The sequence below is a fragment of the Planococcus beigongshangi genome (assembly GCF_016820495.1).
GTDB classification, from domain to species: Bacteria; Bacillota; Bacilli; order Bacillales_A; family Planococcaceae; genus Planococcus; species Planococcus beigongshangi.
Map to the genome: position 1 here is coordinate 43231 of NZ_JADHDU010000009.1, position 15527 is coordinate 58757.

Consider the following 15527-nt stretch of genomic DNA (forward strand, 5'->3'; position numbering starts at 1 on the left):
GGATTGGCATGCCGCAAAATATCTTAGTGATAGGCGCCGGCATCGGCGGACTGACTGCCGGTGCGCTGCTGGCGAAAAGCGGGGAACGCGTAACAGTTCTTGAAGCATCCTCGGAACTTGGCGGCTCCGCCGGAAAATTCAAACGCCATAAATTCCTGTTTCCTGCCGGCGCAACGCTCGGCATGGGCTTAGAGGACGGGGGCATCCATGAGCGGGTTTTCCGTTTCCTCGGAAAGCCCTTGCAGCTTGAACCGCTCGAAACCGTTATGGAAATGATCCATCCCGATCATTCATTTGTCTTTATGAAAGACCGGAATCAGCACGTGGACAACATCATCAGTCATTTTCCTCCTGCTTACGAATCGAAAATCCGTTCCTTTTACCGGGAAATCTATACTACTGCATCGATTGTCCGAACATTGATGGGCCCGCTTCCTGCACTGCCACCAGCGACAGCGAAGGAATGGACATCACTCGCTTTCGCCATACGGCCGGTCCATGTGAAACTGCTGCCGCATTTCAATAAGACGCTCGGCAATCGCCTGGAGCACCACGGCCTCGGCCCGCTCACAGCGTTCCGCCATATGCTGGATGGACTTCTGATCGACAGCATGCAGACCGGCTCCGACGATGTCTCTTATTTATTGGCTGCAGTGGCACTGGACATCTACCATGAAGGCGCATATTATGTGCCCGGTGGATTGTATCGCTTTGCCGGACTCATGGGCGAAAGCATAACGGAAAATGGCGGGGTGGTGAAAAAGCGCCGCAGGATCACCCAATTGGCGCAAACCGGAAAGGGCTGGATGGCAACCGATCACCGCGGCAATAAATACGAAGCCGATGCAGTCATCGTCAACGCGCCGATCCACCTGTTGCCGGACATGCTGCCGCCTGAACTCGTAAGCCAATTGAAAAAGCCCTTGCTTGAGGGCGCTGGGAGTGAAACGTGGACCACCCTGACTTTGTATATGGCTGTCGATTCCAGCAAATTGTCTCATCCGCTGCCTCCGTTCCGGCAAATTTCAACTGGAGACGGAATGGCCGAAGGCGCCCACTTTTTCATGTCCGCCTCGCTTCCCGGCGACACGTTGCGTGCGCCTGATGGCTATCAGACCGTGACGGTTTCCACGCATTCCAAAGCCGGCCATTGGGATACAAAAGAAAAATACGAAGCAGCCAGAGAAACGTTAAGTGAGCGGATGCTCCAGGCAATCGAACAGCAAATCCCCGGATTCCGCGAGTCGATCGTCCATTTCGAAACAGGCGCGCCAAAAGCATGGGAGCGTTACACAGGCAGGCCGAATGGCTACGTCGGCGGATTTCCCCAAACGCTGGATTCAGCACTGTTCAACTCCATCTCCCATCATTCCGGCATCCCTGGCCTTTATGTCTGCGGAGATCACATCTTCCCGGGCGGCGGCACAATCGGCGCAGCCACAAGCGGCATCCATGCAGCACGTTCCATCACTTCGAAGCGGTTGATCTAAAGATTTTTGATGATGCGGCTTTATGTATAGGGGGATAGAAATTCACGAATATAAGATAGGATAGCGAAACCGTAAAGTAGAAACAAAAACTATAAGATACCTTCCCTAAATCATAAGTAAACAATGTATCCCATTAATAGAAGGTGCAGAGGCTAAATGCTCAAGAGCAAAATCAATAATAGAAATCGTCTACACTTCGTTTTCTCCTCCTCTACACCCGCCCCCCCAGTAGTGGCGCCTGTGCGGCTATCACTTTCTTTCTTTAGAAGTGACCACCATCCAATGGAATTCATTTGTATCCACCATTTCCAAAACTCTTCCTTCCTCTGCAAAAAGTATGCTGGACGCTGAAATCCTCTGTGACAAGAACAATATCGGCGTCTTTGCCATTGGCGAGGCTGCCTTTCCGGTGCCAGACACCAAGGCGTTTCGCCGCATTTGCGGACGAGAGGGCAATGGCGTCCAACCATGAAATCGCTGCAATCTGCTGAAGATTGCGCAGGGCTTCATTCATCTTCAGCACACTGCCCGCCAGTCTACCGTCCGGCAGCACCGCTTCCTTTCCGGCTACCGCCACTTGCTGATCGCCGAGCCTATAGGAACCGGCCGGCAACCCTTTGGCACGCATCGAATCTGTGATCAACAACAATCGTTCTGTGCCGATCAACCGCAGCGCAACTTCCAGCATATCCGGATTCAGATGGATTTTATCTGCAATGATCTCGCAATACAATTTACGCTCCAGCAATCCGGCTCCCACTACTCCAATTTCGCGGTGGTGAAGGCCGCGCATCGCGTTGCCAAAGTGCGTGAGATGGCTCATACCGGCCGCACTGGCTTCTTTGATGGTTCGATAATCTGCGTTCGTATGACCAGCGGAGACGATAACGCCGCGTTCCGCAAGTTCCCGGATCACTCTATGACCCGCGTCCTGTTCCGGTGCCATCGTAATAACTTTCAAATCCTCCAGCGTTTCACCGAACCAGTCCTGCAGCTGGCGAATCGACGGTTCCAGGATATAAGCGCTGGACTGTGCCCCCGCCTGATCCGGATGGATGAACGGCCCTTCGAGATGAAAACCGAGCATTTCCGCTCCGGCAACACCGCTTTTATTCATGAACTTCCTGCCATGGCGAATGGCGGCTGCGATTTGCTCTCCGGAAGCCGTCATCGTCGTCGCGAGAAACGAAGTCGTCCCTTCCGCCGGCAATGCCTCGGCTATCGTCCCAACCGCAGCAATATCGCCGTCCATGAAATCTGCACCTTGCGCACCGTGGATATGGATATCAATAAAACCGGGAAGCGCAACCGTGCCGTCACCGTCAAAACGGGGACCGCTGAATCCGGCAGGTGCGTCAGACCGAACAGCGGCAATTTTATCATCTTCAATCAGCAGCATCCCTTCCGCCAAATTCCCGTCATCCTGGACGAGCCGGATATTTTCGATTAGCAGTCTGGCCATCAGAGCCACCCCCTTTTATAAATGGATTTTTACATAAGCATTGTTGAATTCAGGTTAGCATCCGGCAAATAGGGAAGTAAAGGAATGACGAATATTATACGTAAGGAGAGTGAAAGCAATGGATATCATCCTGCTGTCAGCGTTTCCGTTCCCTATTCCGCTCCGCCTGCTGATCGGCCTTCTGATCCTGCTTGCCGGCGTCTTGACGCTCTATTGGTTTTTCATGGCGAAAAATAATCCGAAATCCCAAAAGATCGATGAATTACCGGCGAATAATGATGCACATAAACTGCAGGACCAATACGACCGCGGCGAAATCACCGAAGACGAATATCATCAGAAACTGAGGGGACTGGATGAAAGGTCGAAGCCTGGCAAATAGATCAACAGGATTTATACGTTTAAGCTTTTTCAAACAGGTTAAATAACTAAATAGGAACAAAACTTAAACTGGAGGTTTTATCATGGCACACCAGCAACATGCAGAATTATTGAAGGTTTTGCACGAGTGCATGACCGAATGCAACCATTGTTTTGACGCCTGCCTGAAAGAGGACGATGTAAAAATGATGGCGGAATGTATCCGGCTCGACCGCGAATGCGCGGATATGTGCGGCTATCTCGAACAGGCCATTTCCCGTAATTCACCGTTTGTAAAACAGCTTGCACAGGTTTGTGCGGAAATTTGCGAAGCCTGCGGCAATGAATGCAAACACCATGACCATGACCACTGCCAGCGCTGTGCAGAAGCCTGCTTCAAGTGCGCGGAAGCCTGCAGAAATGTGGCTTGATTGCAGATTGAACTTAAAATGTCTTTCCCTTGATTGGGAAAGACATTTTTTCATCCTATTTTATAGTTCTTTTGTTTTATCTAAAAGTAAATGGGGAAGAGACTAAATGATCAATCATTCTTACAAGGAGGATTCTTATGGGCAGATTAGATGGAAAAGTTGCCATAATTACAGGTGCAGGAAGTGGCCAAGGTGCAGTAGAAGCTCGCTTATTTGCAGAAGAGGGCGCAAAAGTTATCGCAACGGATATCCAGACGGATAAAGTAAACGCAATTGTTGAAGCAATCACGTCAAACGGCGGTGAAGCACTGTCCTTCAATCATGACGTAACGAAAGAGGAAGATTGGGAAATGGTCGTGAAGGAAACGGTCAGCCAGTTTGGAAAAATCGATATTCTGGTCAATAATGCCGGTATTGGCGGTGCTGAAGGGTTTGGTCTGATCGATGCAGTCGACCTGAATGCATGGAATAAGTTCATGACCGTGAATGCTACGAGCAATTTCTTAGGAATCAAAGCAGTCGTTCCGGAAATGCGGAAAAATGGCAAAGGTTCCATCGTTAATATTTCCTCAATGGCTGGTATGATCGGGGGCGCAGCCGGCGTTCATTATACCGCTTCCAAAGGGGCCACACGCTTGCTGACAAAAGGGGCTGCGGTCGAACTTGGACCTGATAATATTCGGGTCAACTCGATTCATCCCGGTTTCATCAATACCCCGATGACTTCTGTTGTCCTTGATGACGAAGAAATGAAAGCCGGTGCCTTGAAAGATATTCCGCTCGGCATCGTCGGCGAACCGGAAGATGTCGCCTATCTGGCATTATTCCTGGCGTCAGATGAAGCCCGTTTCATCACTGGCGCTGAACATCTGATCGACGGCGGCCAGACGGCCAAATAAAACTATCCATTCAAATCCGCATCCTTTCATCAAAAGGATGCGGATTTTCCCTTTTATTTCCCGGGCAATAAACAAGGGCCGGCCATCGAAGAACATGTGTGGGAGGAAGACTACCCGGAAAAGGACGATTTCGATTCCGAACCATTGAACCTTCATTTCCAGAGCCTGCGGATTCCGCTCGGTGAAGAAATTGCGTCTTTGAAAGAAAAGCCGGGCCATCTTCGTCTGCACGGCCGTGAATCGCTGACCTCGAAATTCACGCAGGCTTTCATCGCGCGCCGCTGGCAGCATTTCAACTTCACCGCTGAAACGAAAGTCGCATTCGATCCGACGACTTTCCAGCAGGCCGCCGGACTCGTCAATTACTATAATACCGAAAACTGGACGGCGCTTCAGATTTCATGGAATGAAGAAAAAGGCCGCATCCTCGAATTGACGACGTGCGATAATACTTCATTCGACCAGCCGCTTCAAGGCGAAGAGATCCCGGTTCCGGATGAAGTGGAATATGTGCATATGCGCGTCGAGGTGCAAACGGGCTTCTACCGGTATTCTTACTCCTTCAACGGTTCCGAATGGCATGTGATCCCGGTTCGATTGGAGTCGCATAAATTGTCCGATGACTATATCCAGGGCGGCGGCTTCTTCACCGGCGCATTCGTCGGCATGCAATGCCAAGATACGTCAGGAGCTGGGTTAGCGGCTGATTTTGATTACTTCATCTATAAAGAAAATGAATAAGAAAAAGCACAGCCCCGATCACCGGGCTGTGCTTTTTTCGATTGTCTGCGTTTTTAAAGTGCCGCCTGAAGCCAGTTTCTTTTTCATGAAGCCGAAGAAGAAGGTCATGAAGACCATCCCGAGCACCATGATGGAGATGCTGCCGAGGAGGTAAGCGGAATCCATATTGAACAGGACGGCGTTTCTGAACCAGGACTGGAACGGCAGGCCCAGGCCAAGCAGCACCGTAAAGAAGGCCACTTTCACTTTCCAGTTTTTGCCCTTCATTTTCTTGATGGAATTATTGACGAACAGGCGCAACAGGGCAAGTCCATTGCCGATTGCAAAAAAGACGAGCAGATACATTCTGATTTCTTCTCCCATGACGAAGGCTTTACCCAACAGGACCAGCACAGCGGCTAGTGACACGATCATTGCTATGGTTGATTTTTTCATGATTTCACTCTTTCATCCGATTTCCACTCAACACAGTGTTGATTGGTATATCTCCAGTATAAATCGCTGATATAATGAAAGCACTAGGCAAAAATCCGGCGACTGTTGAGCGCTTTGGAGGGATTCCTGTGGCGGAAATCTATGATCAGATGAATGAAAAAACGAAGGAGAAGATACAGTCTGTTTTTCTCCATTTACTGAAGGAACGGCATTTCAATAAAATTTCTGTCCAACACATTGCACAGGCTGCCGGAGTCAACCGCGGCACTTTCTATCTTCATTATCTGGATAAATTCGATTTACTGGACCGCATGGAAGCGAGCCTGTTGGAGGGCCTGGAAAATCATCTGCATCAGCTGGAACCCGGTCCCCTGTTGGAGGAAGCCGAAAAAGGGGCGGTTTCGTTCCAGGCCGTCGAAGTGTTCCGATACATCAGGCAGCACGAAGAATGGTTCCGTGTATTTCTGGGAAAGCACAATCATTCCGGTTTCCACCGGCGGCTGAAAGATTTTTTTGTGCGGCATTTCACCGATAAGATGCTGGCGAATCCAGATTTTTTCAAAGCTGTGACGGTGCCGAAAGATTATTTATCAGCTTTCGCCACTTCCGCTTTTCTCGGATTGATCGAGCAGTGGCTGGCGAATGATCTGGCTGAATCGCCTGCTGATATGGCCGATATGTATATCCGGATCATTTTCTTTATCCGGAACCTGGATGGCCGGCAGCAATAACTGCCCATAAAAAACGGCGGAAGAGCTGATTGGCTCTTCCGCCGTTTGCTGTTTACCCATTCAGTCTGAACGCTTCCGCCAGCAGCCGGATCCCTTTCATGCGCTTTTCGGCGCCCGCCACATTCGGAATGACCAAAATTTCATCAGTCTGAAAAATTTCAGCGATCTCTTCGATCTGGCGTTTCACTTCTGCTGCTGTTCCGACGAGCATCCGTTTCCGGTTGCGTTCCACTTTTTCCATTTCACTCGCGCTGAACCCCCGCTGCTTCGCCGTTTCCACAGACGGATAATACGGCGGCGGTGTGTCCGATTCGATGAACAGCAGCCACAGATCAAATGCATTGGCCAGTTCTGCCGCTTCTTCTTCGGTTTCACCGATGACTGCAAAGATCGAGACCATCGTTTTCGGCGCATTCTGCAGCTTCGACGGCTGGAACGTGTCTTCATACGAACGGAACAGCCGGGCACTCGACTGGAGCGGTTTCGCGAAATGTGCATAAACGTAACCCGCTCCCGTTTCTGCCGCCACTTTGGCGCTGCCTTCCCCTGTGCCGAGCACCCACATTTCAGGTGCCGTTTCGCTGACCGGAGTGGCGCGCAGTTTTTGGAAACGATGTTCCGATTCGGTATCATCCGTAAAATATTTCTGGATATCGGCGATTTGCTGCTCGTAGGACACCGGGATCCCCTTTGATTCATTCAATGCTTTATTGACGAGGCGGTAGCTGCGTGAACGGCCGATGCCAAGATCGATGCGGCCAGGATGCAGCGCTTCGAGCACCCGGAAATTCTCCGCCACTTTATAGGAACTGTAATGCGGCAGCATGACGCCGCCCGAACCGATACGGATCCGCTTCGTCGCACCCGCCAGATGCATCATCAGCATCTCGGGTGAACTGCCGGCTACCGAAAAGACCTGATGATGTTCGGCTACCCAATACCGCTTGAAGCCGAGCCCATCCGCCAGCTGCGCGAGTGCGGTCGTCTGGCGGAGCGCTTCTCCTGCTGCCGCTCCTTCATCTATTGGTGAATAATCAAGAATACTGAGTGAAATCATGTGGTTCCCGCCTTTATTTCCTGGATATTCCCAGTGTAGCACGGGGATGCGGATGGGCAGGAGTGGTTTGTTTGCGGAAAGCATCAATCAACAATCAGCATACGAAAAAGCCCCGGCATCCGCCGAGGCTCCCGTTCACCGCACAATCCTATCTTTCCCTTTCTCTAAAAGCAGCATTTCCCCGTCATGCATAATCTCCAGGTCATCCCCCGACACCACCGTATACACGGTGAACTCACGGGTCTTCTGGAATTTCAGCCTCCTTCCCTGATAGCGCAGCTGGAATTCAAGCAAATTCCATTCAGCCGGGAGCATCGGTGAAAATGACAAGCCGTTTTCCTTCAGACGCAGGCCGGCAAAGCCGTAAACGATGGCGAGCCACGTACCGCCCATGTTCGCCATGTGGAGGCCATCTTTCGTATTGCCGTGTGTATTGTCGAGGTCGAGGCGGGCAGTTTCATTGAAATAATTATAGGATTTGTCCGTATAGCCGAGCTTTGACGCCATGATGCTGTAGACACAGGAAGACAGCGACGAATCATGCGTTGTGATGGCTTCGTAATAATCATAGGAATTGCGGATGGTGCCGAGTTCCTGCTCATCTTCCAGCAGAAAATGGGCAAGTACCGTATCCGCCTGCTTCAATACCTGATAGCGGTACAGCGTCAGCGGGTGGTAATGGAGCAATAAAGGGAATTTATCCGATGGCGTATTTTTCAGGTCCCATTTCGCTTTCTGCAGGAAACTGTCGTCCTGCGCATTGATCTGCAAGGTTTCATCGTACGGCAGATACATGCTTTCCCCTGCCATCTGCCAATTATCCACTTCCGTTTCGGTCAGGTCCAGGCGGCCCGCAAGCGCCCGGAGCCGATCAGCGTCCGTCCTGCTCAATAACCGGTAAATCTTCACCGCCCATAATAGATTATGCTTCGCCATGACATTCGTATAATAATTATTATTGACGATGCACGTATATTCATCGGGCCCGGTCACATTGTCGATTCGGTATTTCCCGTTGTGCAAATGTCCGGTATCCGCCCATAGCCTCGCTGTTTCAAACAGCACTTCAGCGCCGTATCCCTTCATGAACTCTTCATCTTTCGTCGCCAGGTAATACTGGATATAACTGTAGGCGATATCCGCACTGATGTGGTATTGCGCGGTGCCGGCAGGGAAAAATGCAGAGCTCTCTTTACCGGCAATTGTGCGCCACGGAAATAACGCGCCTTTTTCATGTCCCATTTCAAGGGCCCTGGCTTTTGCATGCTCCAAAATCGAATAGCGATGCAGCAATAGATTCTTCGCTATTTCAGGATGGGTCATCAGGAATACCGGAAAAATGTAAATTTCCGTATCCCAGAAATAATGCCCTTCATATCCTTCTCCCGACAAGCCTTTTGCCGCAATATTGCTGGCGGGATCTTTGCCGACCGATTGGAGCAGGTGATACAGATTGAAACGGATGCCTTCCTGTACAAGCTGATCGCCTTCGATCATGATATCCGACACTTCCCAGAAATCATCCAGGTACCGTTTCTGCTCCTCCGCCAATTCACCGAAACTTTTTCCCTTCACCTGATGGAGAATCTTCATCCCTTCTTGGATCACATCATCGCCGTGGCGGATCGTATCCGTATAAACGGCGTATTTCGTGAAATGAACCTCTCCGGCTCCCGCGAAAATATACGTTTCTTCCATTGTATGCTCCCCCGGCATGCCGGAAACTTCCCTCAATCCGCCTTCTTCCGGGCTCCCGGCAATCCGTGATACCGATACAGCAGCAGCGACCTTGCTGCTTCAGGCTTAGAATAGATGAACACCGGCAGTATGAATATTTCCGTATCCCAGAACGAGTGCCCTTTATATCCCTCCCCGCTCAGCGCTTTTGCTCCGATGCCCATGCGCTCATCATGTGCCGGAGCCATCGCCGCCAAATGATAGATGGCTGAACGGAGCGCCAGCTGGTCTTCCGGATGTTCACTATCGATTTCGACATCCCCCGTATCCCACACCTGTTCCTGCCAGACCGCCCGGTGTTCTTCCATTGAAAGCTGATAGCCCTTTTGTTCGAGTTCCTCCAATTCCGTAAGCGCTTTCATTTGAAGGGACTCGAGACTGTATGTTTCGGCAGCAAGTTCTTTGTCCCTGCTTGTATGCACGGTTGACAGCTTCTCCATTTCAAACCTGTCGTTCGGACCCAGCTCAATACCGAAGACCATCCATACCCTTCGGCGCTCCATATTCCGCTCCGCCTCTGCGGTGATTTCCTCATCATTGAGCCTGAAACTATGGACGGCAGTATGGACGAAATCAATCCCGCTCTGCGCAGTTGTCTGCGTCAGCTGAATAAATCGATTTTCTGCAATCCGCTGATGACCTTCCTGGAAATGCTGCACACCTGAATTTGTCATCTGCGCATTGATGCCGCTGCCGATCGATAAATCGACCGCTGCTCCCAAATTTGTGATTTCCAGTTGCATGCCGATCAAATGCAGGTTCTTCAATGAAACAAATCGCCTGAAGCAGAATTGAAGCTTTTTCCCTTTCGGGGACGTCCATTTGAACGAACGCATGAGTTCGGCTTCATTGAGATTCAGCTGTTTTGAATATTGCTCGACCTCCCCAAACTCGAGACTGAAACGTTCCCCGTCAATCCGGATATCAAGCTGCGTCGTATCAGCTGCATTCGGCAGTTCAGTCACTTCATTCGGGTCTGCCTGATTAAATGTCCCGTTGATGAAGAGATTCCGCCGCTCACCTAAATAAGGCTCCTCGTTTGCAGAACGCAGCCCCATGTATCCATTGCCCAAGACCATGACGGCTTCGCTCTTCCCGAGATGATCAGGGGAAAAAGCAGTATCCGCCACTATCCACTTTCCTGATTTCCCCTGACTAAACGAAAGATCCAGCATCACAGATTTCCCCCTTATTGGAGTTGCCTGAGTTTCCGAAAACGTTTTAGTTTTTCCATAAAAAAGAGAGACGGTCCACTGAGGTTTTTCTTCGACTTTTCGCGCGTCTGTAAACCTTGCCATCTCGCCGTTCTCTTAGTTGATTTTATATTCAGTATTTTCCGTCTATTATAAGTTGTTTCTAGTACAAATTCTTCGTTTTTATTAGTCAATCCTTAATTCCATTTAATGACTACCCGGACAAAAAAAGAAAAGTTGCCGACATTCCCGGCAGCCCTTCTTCCTTCTGGATCCAATCACCAGTCCAGACTTTTCAAGCGCGCCACTTCTGCGGCATATCCCAGGCTCTCCAGCTCCGATAAAATGACCCCTTTCAGCGGCGTCTGATTATCGATCAATCCTGCGTACTGCGCATCCCGGATGAACGCGAGTTTGCTTACAAGCGGGGCTGATGCCAGAAATCCTTGCGCTTCAGCCACTCCGATATCTGCATTTTCATCTACGGGATACACCGGCAGCTCCTCACCGCTTTCGATTTCTCCCGCAATCCCGATACTGTCTTTTGTCGGCAGGACGATTTGCTTTCGGCGCGCTTCTTCCGCCGATTCCACAAACTCATAGATACTCCCGACTTTTTTACAGCCCATATATTCCTTCATTTTCGTCAGCACCAAATTTTGCGCTTCCGCGAACTCCGCGGATTCTTCGAAATCGGTTTCCCCTTCTTCCACCATCGATCGATACTGTTCTTCCGACTCGATCATCATGAAATTAAAGAACATCGTCAAATTCCGGTCACTGTACAGATAGTCGACGAATTCCTTCGGATTGCGCGCCAATATCTTAAGTGAAGCCGGTGCGTTCATCGGATGCACACAAACGACGAACGCTTCCTCCAAGTCCGTCACCTTCCCAAAATCCGTCAGCAGCCCCACATGGATCCCGTCCACACCCGCATCCATAAATGGCAGCACATCATATGGAGTCTGGTCATAAGCCATCGATTCATCCGTCCAGCGCAGGCCGATGCCTTCATCCAACGACAGGCCTTCTTTCCCTAAATATCCATCAAACTCTTTCAGCTTCTGTAACGTCGGCGGCAAAAACCCCATCATTCTCATCCCCTTTTTTCTATCATATCTCTTCAAGCCAATAATAAATACAGCGCTGAAAAATATTTTCCCCATAACAAAAACCGCACCAAAAGATGCGGTCCGAGTCATTTATTTTCTGTATTTGACGGCAAGGCCTTTCAGGAAATTGCGCGCATAGCGATCGCCGCATAAACTGTAGTTTTTATGGCCCTGCTTACGCAGTATTCCGCTCAGCTCGCCTTTCGAAACTGTCACGCCCGCAAGCTTGAGAATCTCGAGCATATCTTCACTCGTCAATTGCAGCGCAATCTTCACTTTTTTCAACAGCAGGTTCTTCGACGGCTCATTCGTCAGCGGCGGCGTTCCCGTCTGGCCTTCCTGACGTCCGCGTTTATGAATGATAAAACCGTTCAGAAACGATTCCAGCATCGCATTGTCCACCGGAATATAATCGTCGTTTGCGCTTTCTGTGAAAATGCTGTCATCTTCCTCTTCATCGCGCTCCGGGGTCTTGGTCAGCACCTTCTGCACATCTTCCTTCGCCAGCTCGATGCCCCCGAGCTTGAAAATCTCAACCATATCGCTGTTCTTGATATCCAGGGCGTAGCGCAGCCGGATCAAAATATCGTTATTATCCATTTCATACCCTCCATTATCCAAACGGAATTCCATTTATTCCATCATAACATAAGCAGTCACCGCAAGGCTTTTCCGTCAATTCATAAGCCGTATTCCAACAAGCCCTTCATTATGGAATGGATATTAAAAAATGATTTTGTGGAGTCTGCCCGCCAAAATGTCAACCAAGTTGACAATTTTAACGATTGATGCTATCCTTTACTCAGTGTCAAATACGCACCACTAGGAGGACAATATGTTTAATATTGGGGACCAGATCATTTATTCGACTCACGGCCTTTGTATAATCGATGACATCAGGGAAGAAACGATTGCCGGTGTCACGAGAAAATATTATCTATTGCATCCAACCGAAAACCACCATCGCATCACAATCCGTACACCGGTGGACAACGATAAAGTCGTCATGCTCAGCCTGATGAAAAAAGATGCGGCTCTTGATATCATCAAAGCTTTTGAAGAAGCTCCACTCGAATGGGCGGAAAGCCCGAACGCACGATTTAATTATTTCTCTGACATTTTGAACACCGGGGACCGCCAAAGCGTTGCCCAGGTAGTCAATACGCTGATGAGAAGAAAGATTGATGCGAAGCTGGAAGGCAAAAATCTTTATGAGCGCGACCATAAGATCTTGAACAGCGCGCAGTCGATTCTTTTCAAGGAATTGGCGCTGGCACTGGACATTACCTTTGAAGAAGTGAACCAGCTGATTGCCGGACAGCTCGAGAAAGAGCCGGCATTTATCCATTAATATAAATGGAACCCCTATTTCACGATGAAATAGGGGTTCTTTTATATTTTCCAGTCCTGTTTCAGAACATCTTTCAAGACGGCAAACCGCTCTTCTCCAACAGCTTCCATAATTCTGTCTTCCAGCTGTTTTTTCAGTGCTTCGTTCTTTTCAAAGCATTCCTCGCCCAAGCCGGTAAGTCGGATGCATTTGTCTTTCTTATTGTTTTCCACATTGTCGACTGCCACCAGTCCTTTTGCGGAAAGCTGCTTGATGAATTTATGGATGGCCTGCCGTGAGATTTCGACATTCCGGTTCACATGGGATATCGTCGGCTGCTTTTTATAAATTTTCGACATGATATACCATTCTGAATTGGAAATGGAAATTTCACTCTGGTCATTCCATGCTTTTTCTGAAATTTTCCGCACCAGATTATGCCGCTCACTCAATAAATCAATCAAATCCAATTTCTCCAAATCAGCATTGGGGTTCAAACGTGTCACTCCTAACATGATCTCCGAACTTTAATATATAGAAAGCCTTCCCGTAAGTCAATTTGAGCGATGCACAAAAAACGCCGATTTCCGGAATCGGAAACCAGCGTCCATTACCGTCCAGCGATTAACTTTGCAGGCAGGCACTGTCATTTCTTGTTGCGGTACAGGTAAATCGTGATGGGCGCAAATATGGCCGTCATGATCAGCGACACGAACAATACCATGACGACCTGCTGGAATGTCACCGTGCCGTGCATGGCACCCCGCACAGCTGTCGCCAGGATCGAAATCGGATTGACATCGACAAAGCTTTCCAGCCACGCTGGCAATGTCTTCGGATCCACAAATACATTACTGACGAAAGTCAGGGGAAACAGCACCATGAAACTGATCATCATCAGGGCCTTTTCCGAACGGACAATCAAGCCGCAGACGGTCCAGATCCATGACAGGCTGAAAGAAAAAATCAGGATCAACCCGATGGCTCCCAGTATCCCTGCCATGCCACCTTCCGGCCGGAAGCCGAGCGCATAGCCGAGAATGATCATAATGAAAGATGCTAGGGAATACCGGACCACATCCACCAGCAGCGAACCGATCAGTGCTGAAGGCAGCCAGATCGGCAGTGTGCGGAACCGGTCAAAAATCCCTTTTCGGATATCGTTGTTCAAATCGATGCCCGTATACATCGTGATTTGGGAAACGGTCATCACTAAAATCCCCGGCAGCAGAAACTGAAGGTACTCAGCTGTAGACCCCGCAATTGCCCCGCCGAATAAATATGTGAACATCAGCAGGAAAATGACAGGAAAAACAGTCACGTCAAACATCTGTTCAGGAACGTGCTTGATCCGCAGCAGTGCCCGGTGAGCAAAAGTCATCGTCGAAGAAAGCGCACTTGGCGGTTTCGGCCGGGAACTTGAAGCAATCGATTCGTCCAGCCGCAATTCTCTGGCATCCTTTTCTGTCTGCTCGATATAGCCGGTCATATGGCCTCCTCCTTATGGTCCGTCTCTTGAGCGGTTCCGTGTCCGGTCAGTTTCAGGAACACTTCATCCAGGCTTGGGCGCCCGAACGAAAAGCTGGTGACGGCAATCCCCTGCTTCGCCAACTCACCCAGCGCCCCTGCCACCATGAATGAATCGTTCACCTGTGCAGTCAGCGAAGTGGAATCTGCTGCGAACTGCACATGCACCGAAAGTTTTTCTTCCAGGATCGCCATTGCGCGCGACCGGTCTTCCCCGTTCAGCAACTGGACATTCAATGTCCCGGAACCGACGGACTCCTTCAACTCACTGCTTGTTCCTTCCGCAATGATTTTCCCCTGGTCGATGACTGCGATGCGGTCAGCCAGCTGATCGGCCTCATCCAGGTACTGGGTCGTCAGGAGAACCGTAGTCCCCGCTTTCACGAGTGCCCGTATAATGTCCCAAACCTGGTTGCGGCTGCGCGGGTCGAGTCCCGCTGTAGGTTCATCCAAAAATAATAGTTCCGGTGTCACTACGATGCTAGCCGCAATATCAACCCTTCTCCGCATACCGCCTGAATAGTTTTTCACTTGCCGTTTTGCCGCGTCCTCCAATCCGAATGCCCGCAATAATTCCTCAGCCCGCATTTTGGCCTCCCTGCGCGCATAACCCATCAATCGCGCTATCATGACCAGATTCTCCATACCCGTCAAATCTTCATCGATGGAAGCGTATTGACCGGTCAAACTGATGCGGCTGCGGATTTCATCTCCTTCCCTGTGGAGATCGTGGCCGAAAATTTCGGCCGATCCTCCGTCCGGCTTCAACAAAGTCGCAAGCAGCCGGATCGTTGTCGTCTTGCCGGCTCCGTTCGGTCCCAAAAATCCATAGACCATTCCTTTTCGTATAGCCAGATCCACTCCATCGACTGCCCGGTGCTTCCCGAATATTTTCACGAGTCCGGTTGCTTTGATCGCTAAATCGGCAGTAGATGCCTCATGCATTGCCTCTGCCACTCTTCTCATCCTTTCCTGTCAGGGATTGTCTGTGAAAAAGAGAGCTGCTGCTTCATATGTGT

General features: G+C 49.9%; 15 protein-coding genes and 2 pseudogenes. 7 read left to right on the forward strand and 10 right to left on the reverse strand.

Going from position 1 to position 15527, the window contains the following annotated elements:
• Positions 1-8 precede the first annotated feature (8 nt).
• Complete coding sequence (locus tag IQ294_RS14620; protein ID WP_203334800.1) at positions 9-1490, forward strand: phytoene desaturase family protein; 1482 nt, start codon at positions 9-11, stop codon at positions 1488-1490.
• Positions 1491-1779: 289 nt separating this feature from the next.
• On the opposite strand, the gene nagA is transcribed toward IQ294_RS14620, so the two are convergent.
• Positions 1780-2952: an N-acetylglucosamine-6-phosphate deacetylase gene (nagA, locus tag IQ294_RS14625; protein ID WP_203334801.1), complete on the reverse strand. Its 1173-nt coding sequence runs from the start codon at positions 2950-2952 to the stop codon at positions 1780-1782.
• Positions 2953-3070: 118 nt separating this feature from the next.
• Between nagA and IQ294_RS14630 the strand changes: the two genes are divergently transcribed.
• From IQ294_RS14630 to IQ294_RS14645, 4 genes and pseudogenes are all read left to right on the forward strand, one after another.
• Positions 3071-3334 carry an SHOCT domain-containing protein gene (locus tag IQ294_RS14630; protein ID WP_203334802.1) on the forward strand — a complete coding sequence of 88 codons (264 nt, stop codon included), beginning with the start codon at positions 3071-3073 and terminating at the stop codon, positions 3332-3334.
• A gap of 82 nt (positions 3335-3416) precedes the next feature.
• Positions 3417-3743 (forward strand): four-helix bundle copper-binding protein, encoded by a 327-nt coding sequence (locus IQ294_RS14635; RefSeq protein ID WP_203334803.1) that lies wholly within the window; start codon positions 3417-3419, stop codon positions 3741-3743.
• 137 nt (positions 3744-3880) lie between these two features.
• Positions 3881-4642 carry an SDR family NAD(P)-dependent oxidoreductase gene (locus IQ294_RS14640; protein ID WP_203334804.1) on the forward strand — a complete coding sequence of 254 codons (762 nt, stop codon included), beginning with the start codon at positions 3881-3883 and terminating at the stop codon, positions 4640-4642.
• Between the two features lie 75 nt (positions 4643-4717).
• A pseudogene (locus IQ294_RS14645) lies at positions 4718-5383 on the forward strand (beta-xylosidase family glycoside hydrolase); the annotation flags it as partial.
• Between the two features lie 18 nt (positions 5384-5401).
• Here IQ294_RS14645 and IQ294_RS14650 read toward each other — a convergent pair.
• The gene (locus tag IQ294_RS14650; RefSeq protein WP_203334805.1) at positions 5402-5818 is read right to left on the reverse strand and encodes an MFS transporter permease; all 417 of its coding nucleotides are present in this window, start codon (positions 5816-5818) and stop codon (positions 5402-5404) included.
• A 128-nt stretch (positions 5819-5946) separates the two neighbouring features.
• Here IQ294_RS14650 and IQ294_RS14655 point away from each other — a divergent pair, with 128 nt between their 5' ends.
• Positions 5947-6549 carry a TetR/AcrR family transcriptional regulator C-terminal domain-containing protein gene (locus IQ294_RS14655; protein WP_203334806.1) on the forward strand — a complete coding sequence of 201 codons (603 nt, stop codon included), beginning with the start codon at positions 5947-5949 and terminating at the stop codon, positions 6547-6549.
• Between the two features lie 52 nt (positions 6550-6601).
• On the opposite strand, the gene IQ294_RS14660 is transcribed toward IQ294_RS14655, so the two are convergent.
• From IQ294_RS14660 to IQ294_RS14680, 5 genes and pseudogenes are all read right to left on the reverse strand, one after another.
• A complete protein-coding gene (locus IQ294_RS14660) occupies positions 6602-7606 on the reverse strand; it encodes an LLM class flavin-dependent oxidoreductase (protein WP_203334807.1) in 1005 nt (334 codons plus the stop codon).
• 135 nt (positions 7607-7741) lie between these two features.
• Positions 7742-9295, reverse strand: a pseudogene (locus IQ294_RS14665) (glycoside hydrolase family 65 protein); the annotation flags it as partial.
• 41 nt (positions 9296-9336) lie between these two features.
• Positions 9337-10518 (reverse strand): glycoside hydrolase family 65 protein, encoded by a 1182-nt coding sequence (locus tag IQ294_RS14670; RefSeq protein WP_238942866.1) that lies wholly within the window; start codon positions 10516-10518, stop codon positions 9337-9339.
• 296 nt (positions 10519-10814) lie between these two features.
• Positions 10815-11633, reverse strand: coding sequence for a hypothetical protein (locus tag IQ294_RS14675; protein ID WP_203334810.1), 819 nt, complete (start codon positions 11631-11633; stop codon positions 10815-10817).
• Positions 11634-11741: 108 nt separating this feature from the next.
• Positions 11742-12251 (reverse strand): YehS family protein, encoded by a 510-nt coding sequence (locus IQ294_RS14680; protein WP_203334811.1) that lies wholly within the window; start codon positions 12249-12251, stop codon positions 11742-11744.
• A 235-nt stretch (positions 12252-12486) separates the two neighbouring features.
• Between IQ294_RS14680 and IQ294_RS14685 the strand changes: the two genes are divergently transcribed.
• Positions 12487-13002, forward strand: a complete 516-nt coding sequence (locus tag IQ294_RS14685; RefSeq protein ID WP_203334812.1) for a CarD family transcriptional regulator — start codon at positions 12487-12489, stop codon at positions 13000-13002.
• A gap of 41 nt (positions 13003-13043) precedes the next feature.
• On the opposite strand, the gene IQ294_RS14690 is transcribed toward IQ294_RS14685, so the two are convergent.
• The 3 genes from IQ294_RS14690 to IQ294_RS14700 all read right to left on the reverse strand — a co-directional run bounded on the left by IQ294_RS14690 (position 13044) and on the right by IQ294_RS14700 (position 15474).
• Complete coding sequence (locus IQ294_RS14690; protein WP_203334813.1) at positions 13044-13496, reverse strand: MarR family winged helix-turn-helix transcriptional regulator; 453 nt, start codon at positions 13494-13496, stop codon at positions 13044-13046.
• Positions 13497-13627: 131 nt separating this feature from the next.
• Positions 13628-14470: an ABC transporter permease gene (locus IQ294_RS14695; RefSeq protein ID WP_203334814.1), complete on the reverse strand. Its 843-nt coding sequence runs from the start codon at positions 14468-14470 to the stop codon at positions 13628-13630.
• Complete coding sequence (locus IQ294_RS14700) at positions 14467-15474, reverse strand: ATP-binding cassette domain-containing protein (RefSeq protein WP_432419966.1); 1008 nt, start codon at positions 15472-15474, stop codon at positions 14467-14469. Before IQ294_RS14700 ends, IQ294_RS14695 begins: the two co-directional genes overlap by 4 nt.
• Between the last annotated feature and the right edge of the window lie 53 nt (positions 15475-15527).

What these genes read in the sequence shown, in the direction of transcription:
- IQ294_RS14650 (WP_203334805.1), bottom strand. Translation starts at nt 5,818, where the DNA reads ATGAAAAAATCAACCATAGCAATGATCGTGTCACTAGCCGCTGTGCTG.
- IQ294_RS14635 (WP_203334803.1), top strand. Translation starts at nt 3,417, where the DNA reads ATGGCACACCAGCAACATGCAGAATTATTGAAGGTTTTGCACGAGTGC.
- IQ294_RS14700 (WP_432419966.1), bottom strand. Translation starts at nt 15,474, where the DNA reads ATGAGAAGAGTGGCAGAGGCAATGCATGAGGCATCTACTGCCGATTTA.
- IQ294_RS14675 (WP_203334810.1), bottom strand. Translation starts at nt 11,633, where the DNA reads ATGATGGGGTTTTTGCCGCCGACGTTACAGAAGCTGAAAGAGTTTGAT.
- IQ294_RS14660 (WP_203334807.1), bottom strand. Translation starts at nt 7,606, where the DNA reads ATGATTTCACTCAGTATTCTTGATTATTCACCAATAGATGAAGGAGCG.
- nagA (WP_203334801.1), bottom strand. Translation starts at nt 2,952, where the DNA reads ATGGCCAGACTGCTAATCGAAAATATCCGGCTCGTCCAGGATGACGGG.
- IQ294_RS14690 (WP_203334813.1), bottom strand. Translation starts at nt 13,496, where the DNA reads ATGTTAGGAGTGACACGTTTGAACCCCAATGCTGATTTGGAGAAATTG.
- IQ294_RS14670 (WP_238942866.1), bottom strand. Translation starts at nt 10,518, where the DNA reads ATGCTGGATCTTTCGTTTAGTCAGGGGAAATCAGGAAAGTGGATAGTG.
- IQ294_RS14640 (WP_203334804.1), top strand. Translation starts at nt 3,881, where the DNA reads ATGGGCAGATTAGATGGAAAAGTTGCCATAATTACAGGTGCAGGAAGT.
- IQ294_RS14620 (WP_203334800.1), top strand. Translation starts at nt 9, where the DNA reads ATGCCGCAAAATATCTTAGTGATAGGCGCCGGCATCGGCGGACTGACT.
- IQ294_RS14685 (WP_203334812.1), top strand. Translation starts at nt 12,487, where the DNA reads ATGTTTAATATTGGGGACCAGATCATTTATTCGACTCACGGCCTTTGT.
- IQ294_RS14680 (WP_203334811.1), bottom strand. Translation starts at nt 12,251, where the DNA reads ATGGATAATAACGATATTTTGATCCGGCTGCGCTACGCCCTGGATATC.
- IQ294_RS14630 (WP_203334802.1), top strand. Translation starts at nt 3,071, where the DNA reads ATGGATATCATCCTGCTGTCAGCGTTTCCGTTCCCTATTCCGCTCCGC.
- IQ294_RS14695 (WP_203334814.1), bottom strand. Translation starts at nt 14,470, where the DNA reads ATGACCGGCTATATCGAGCAGACAGAAAAGGATGCCAGAGAATTGCGG.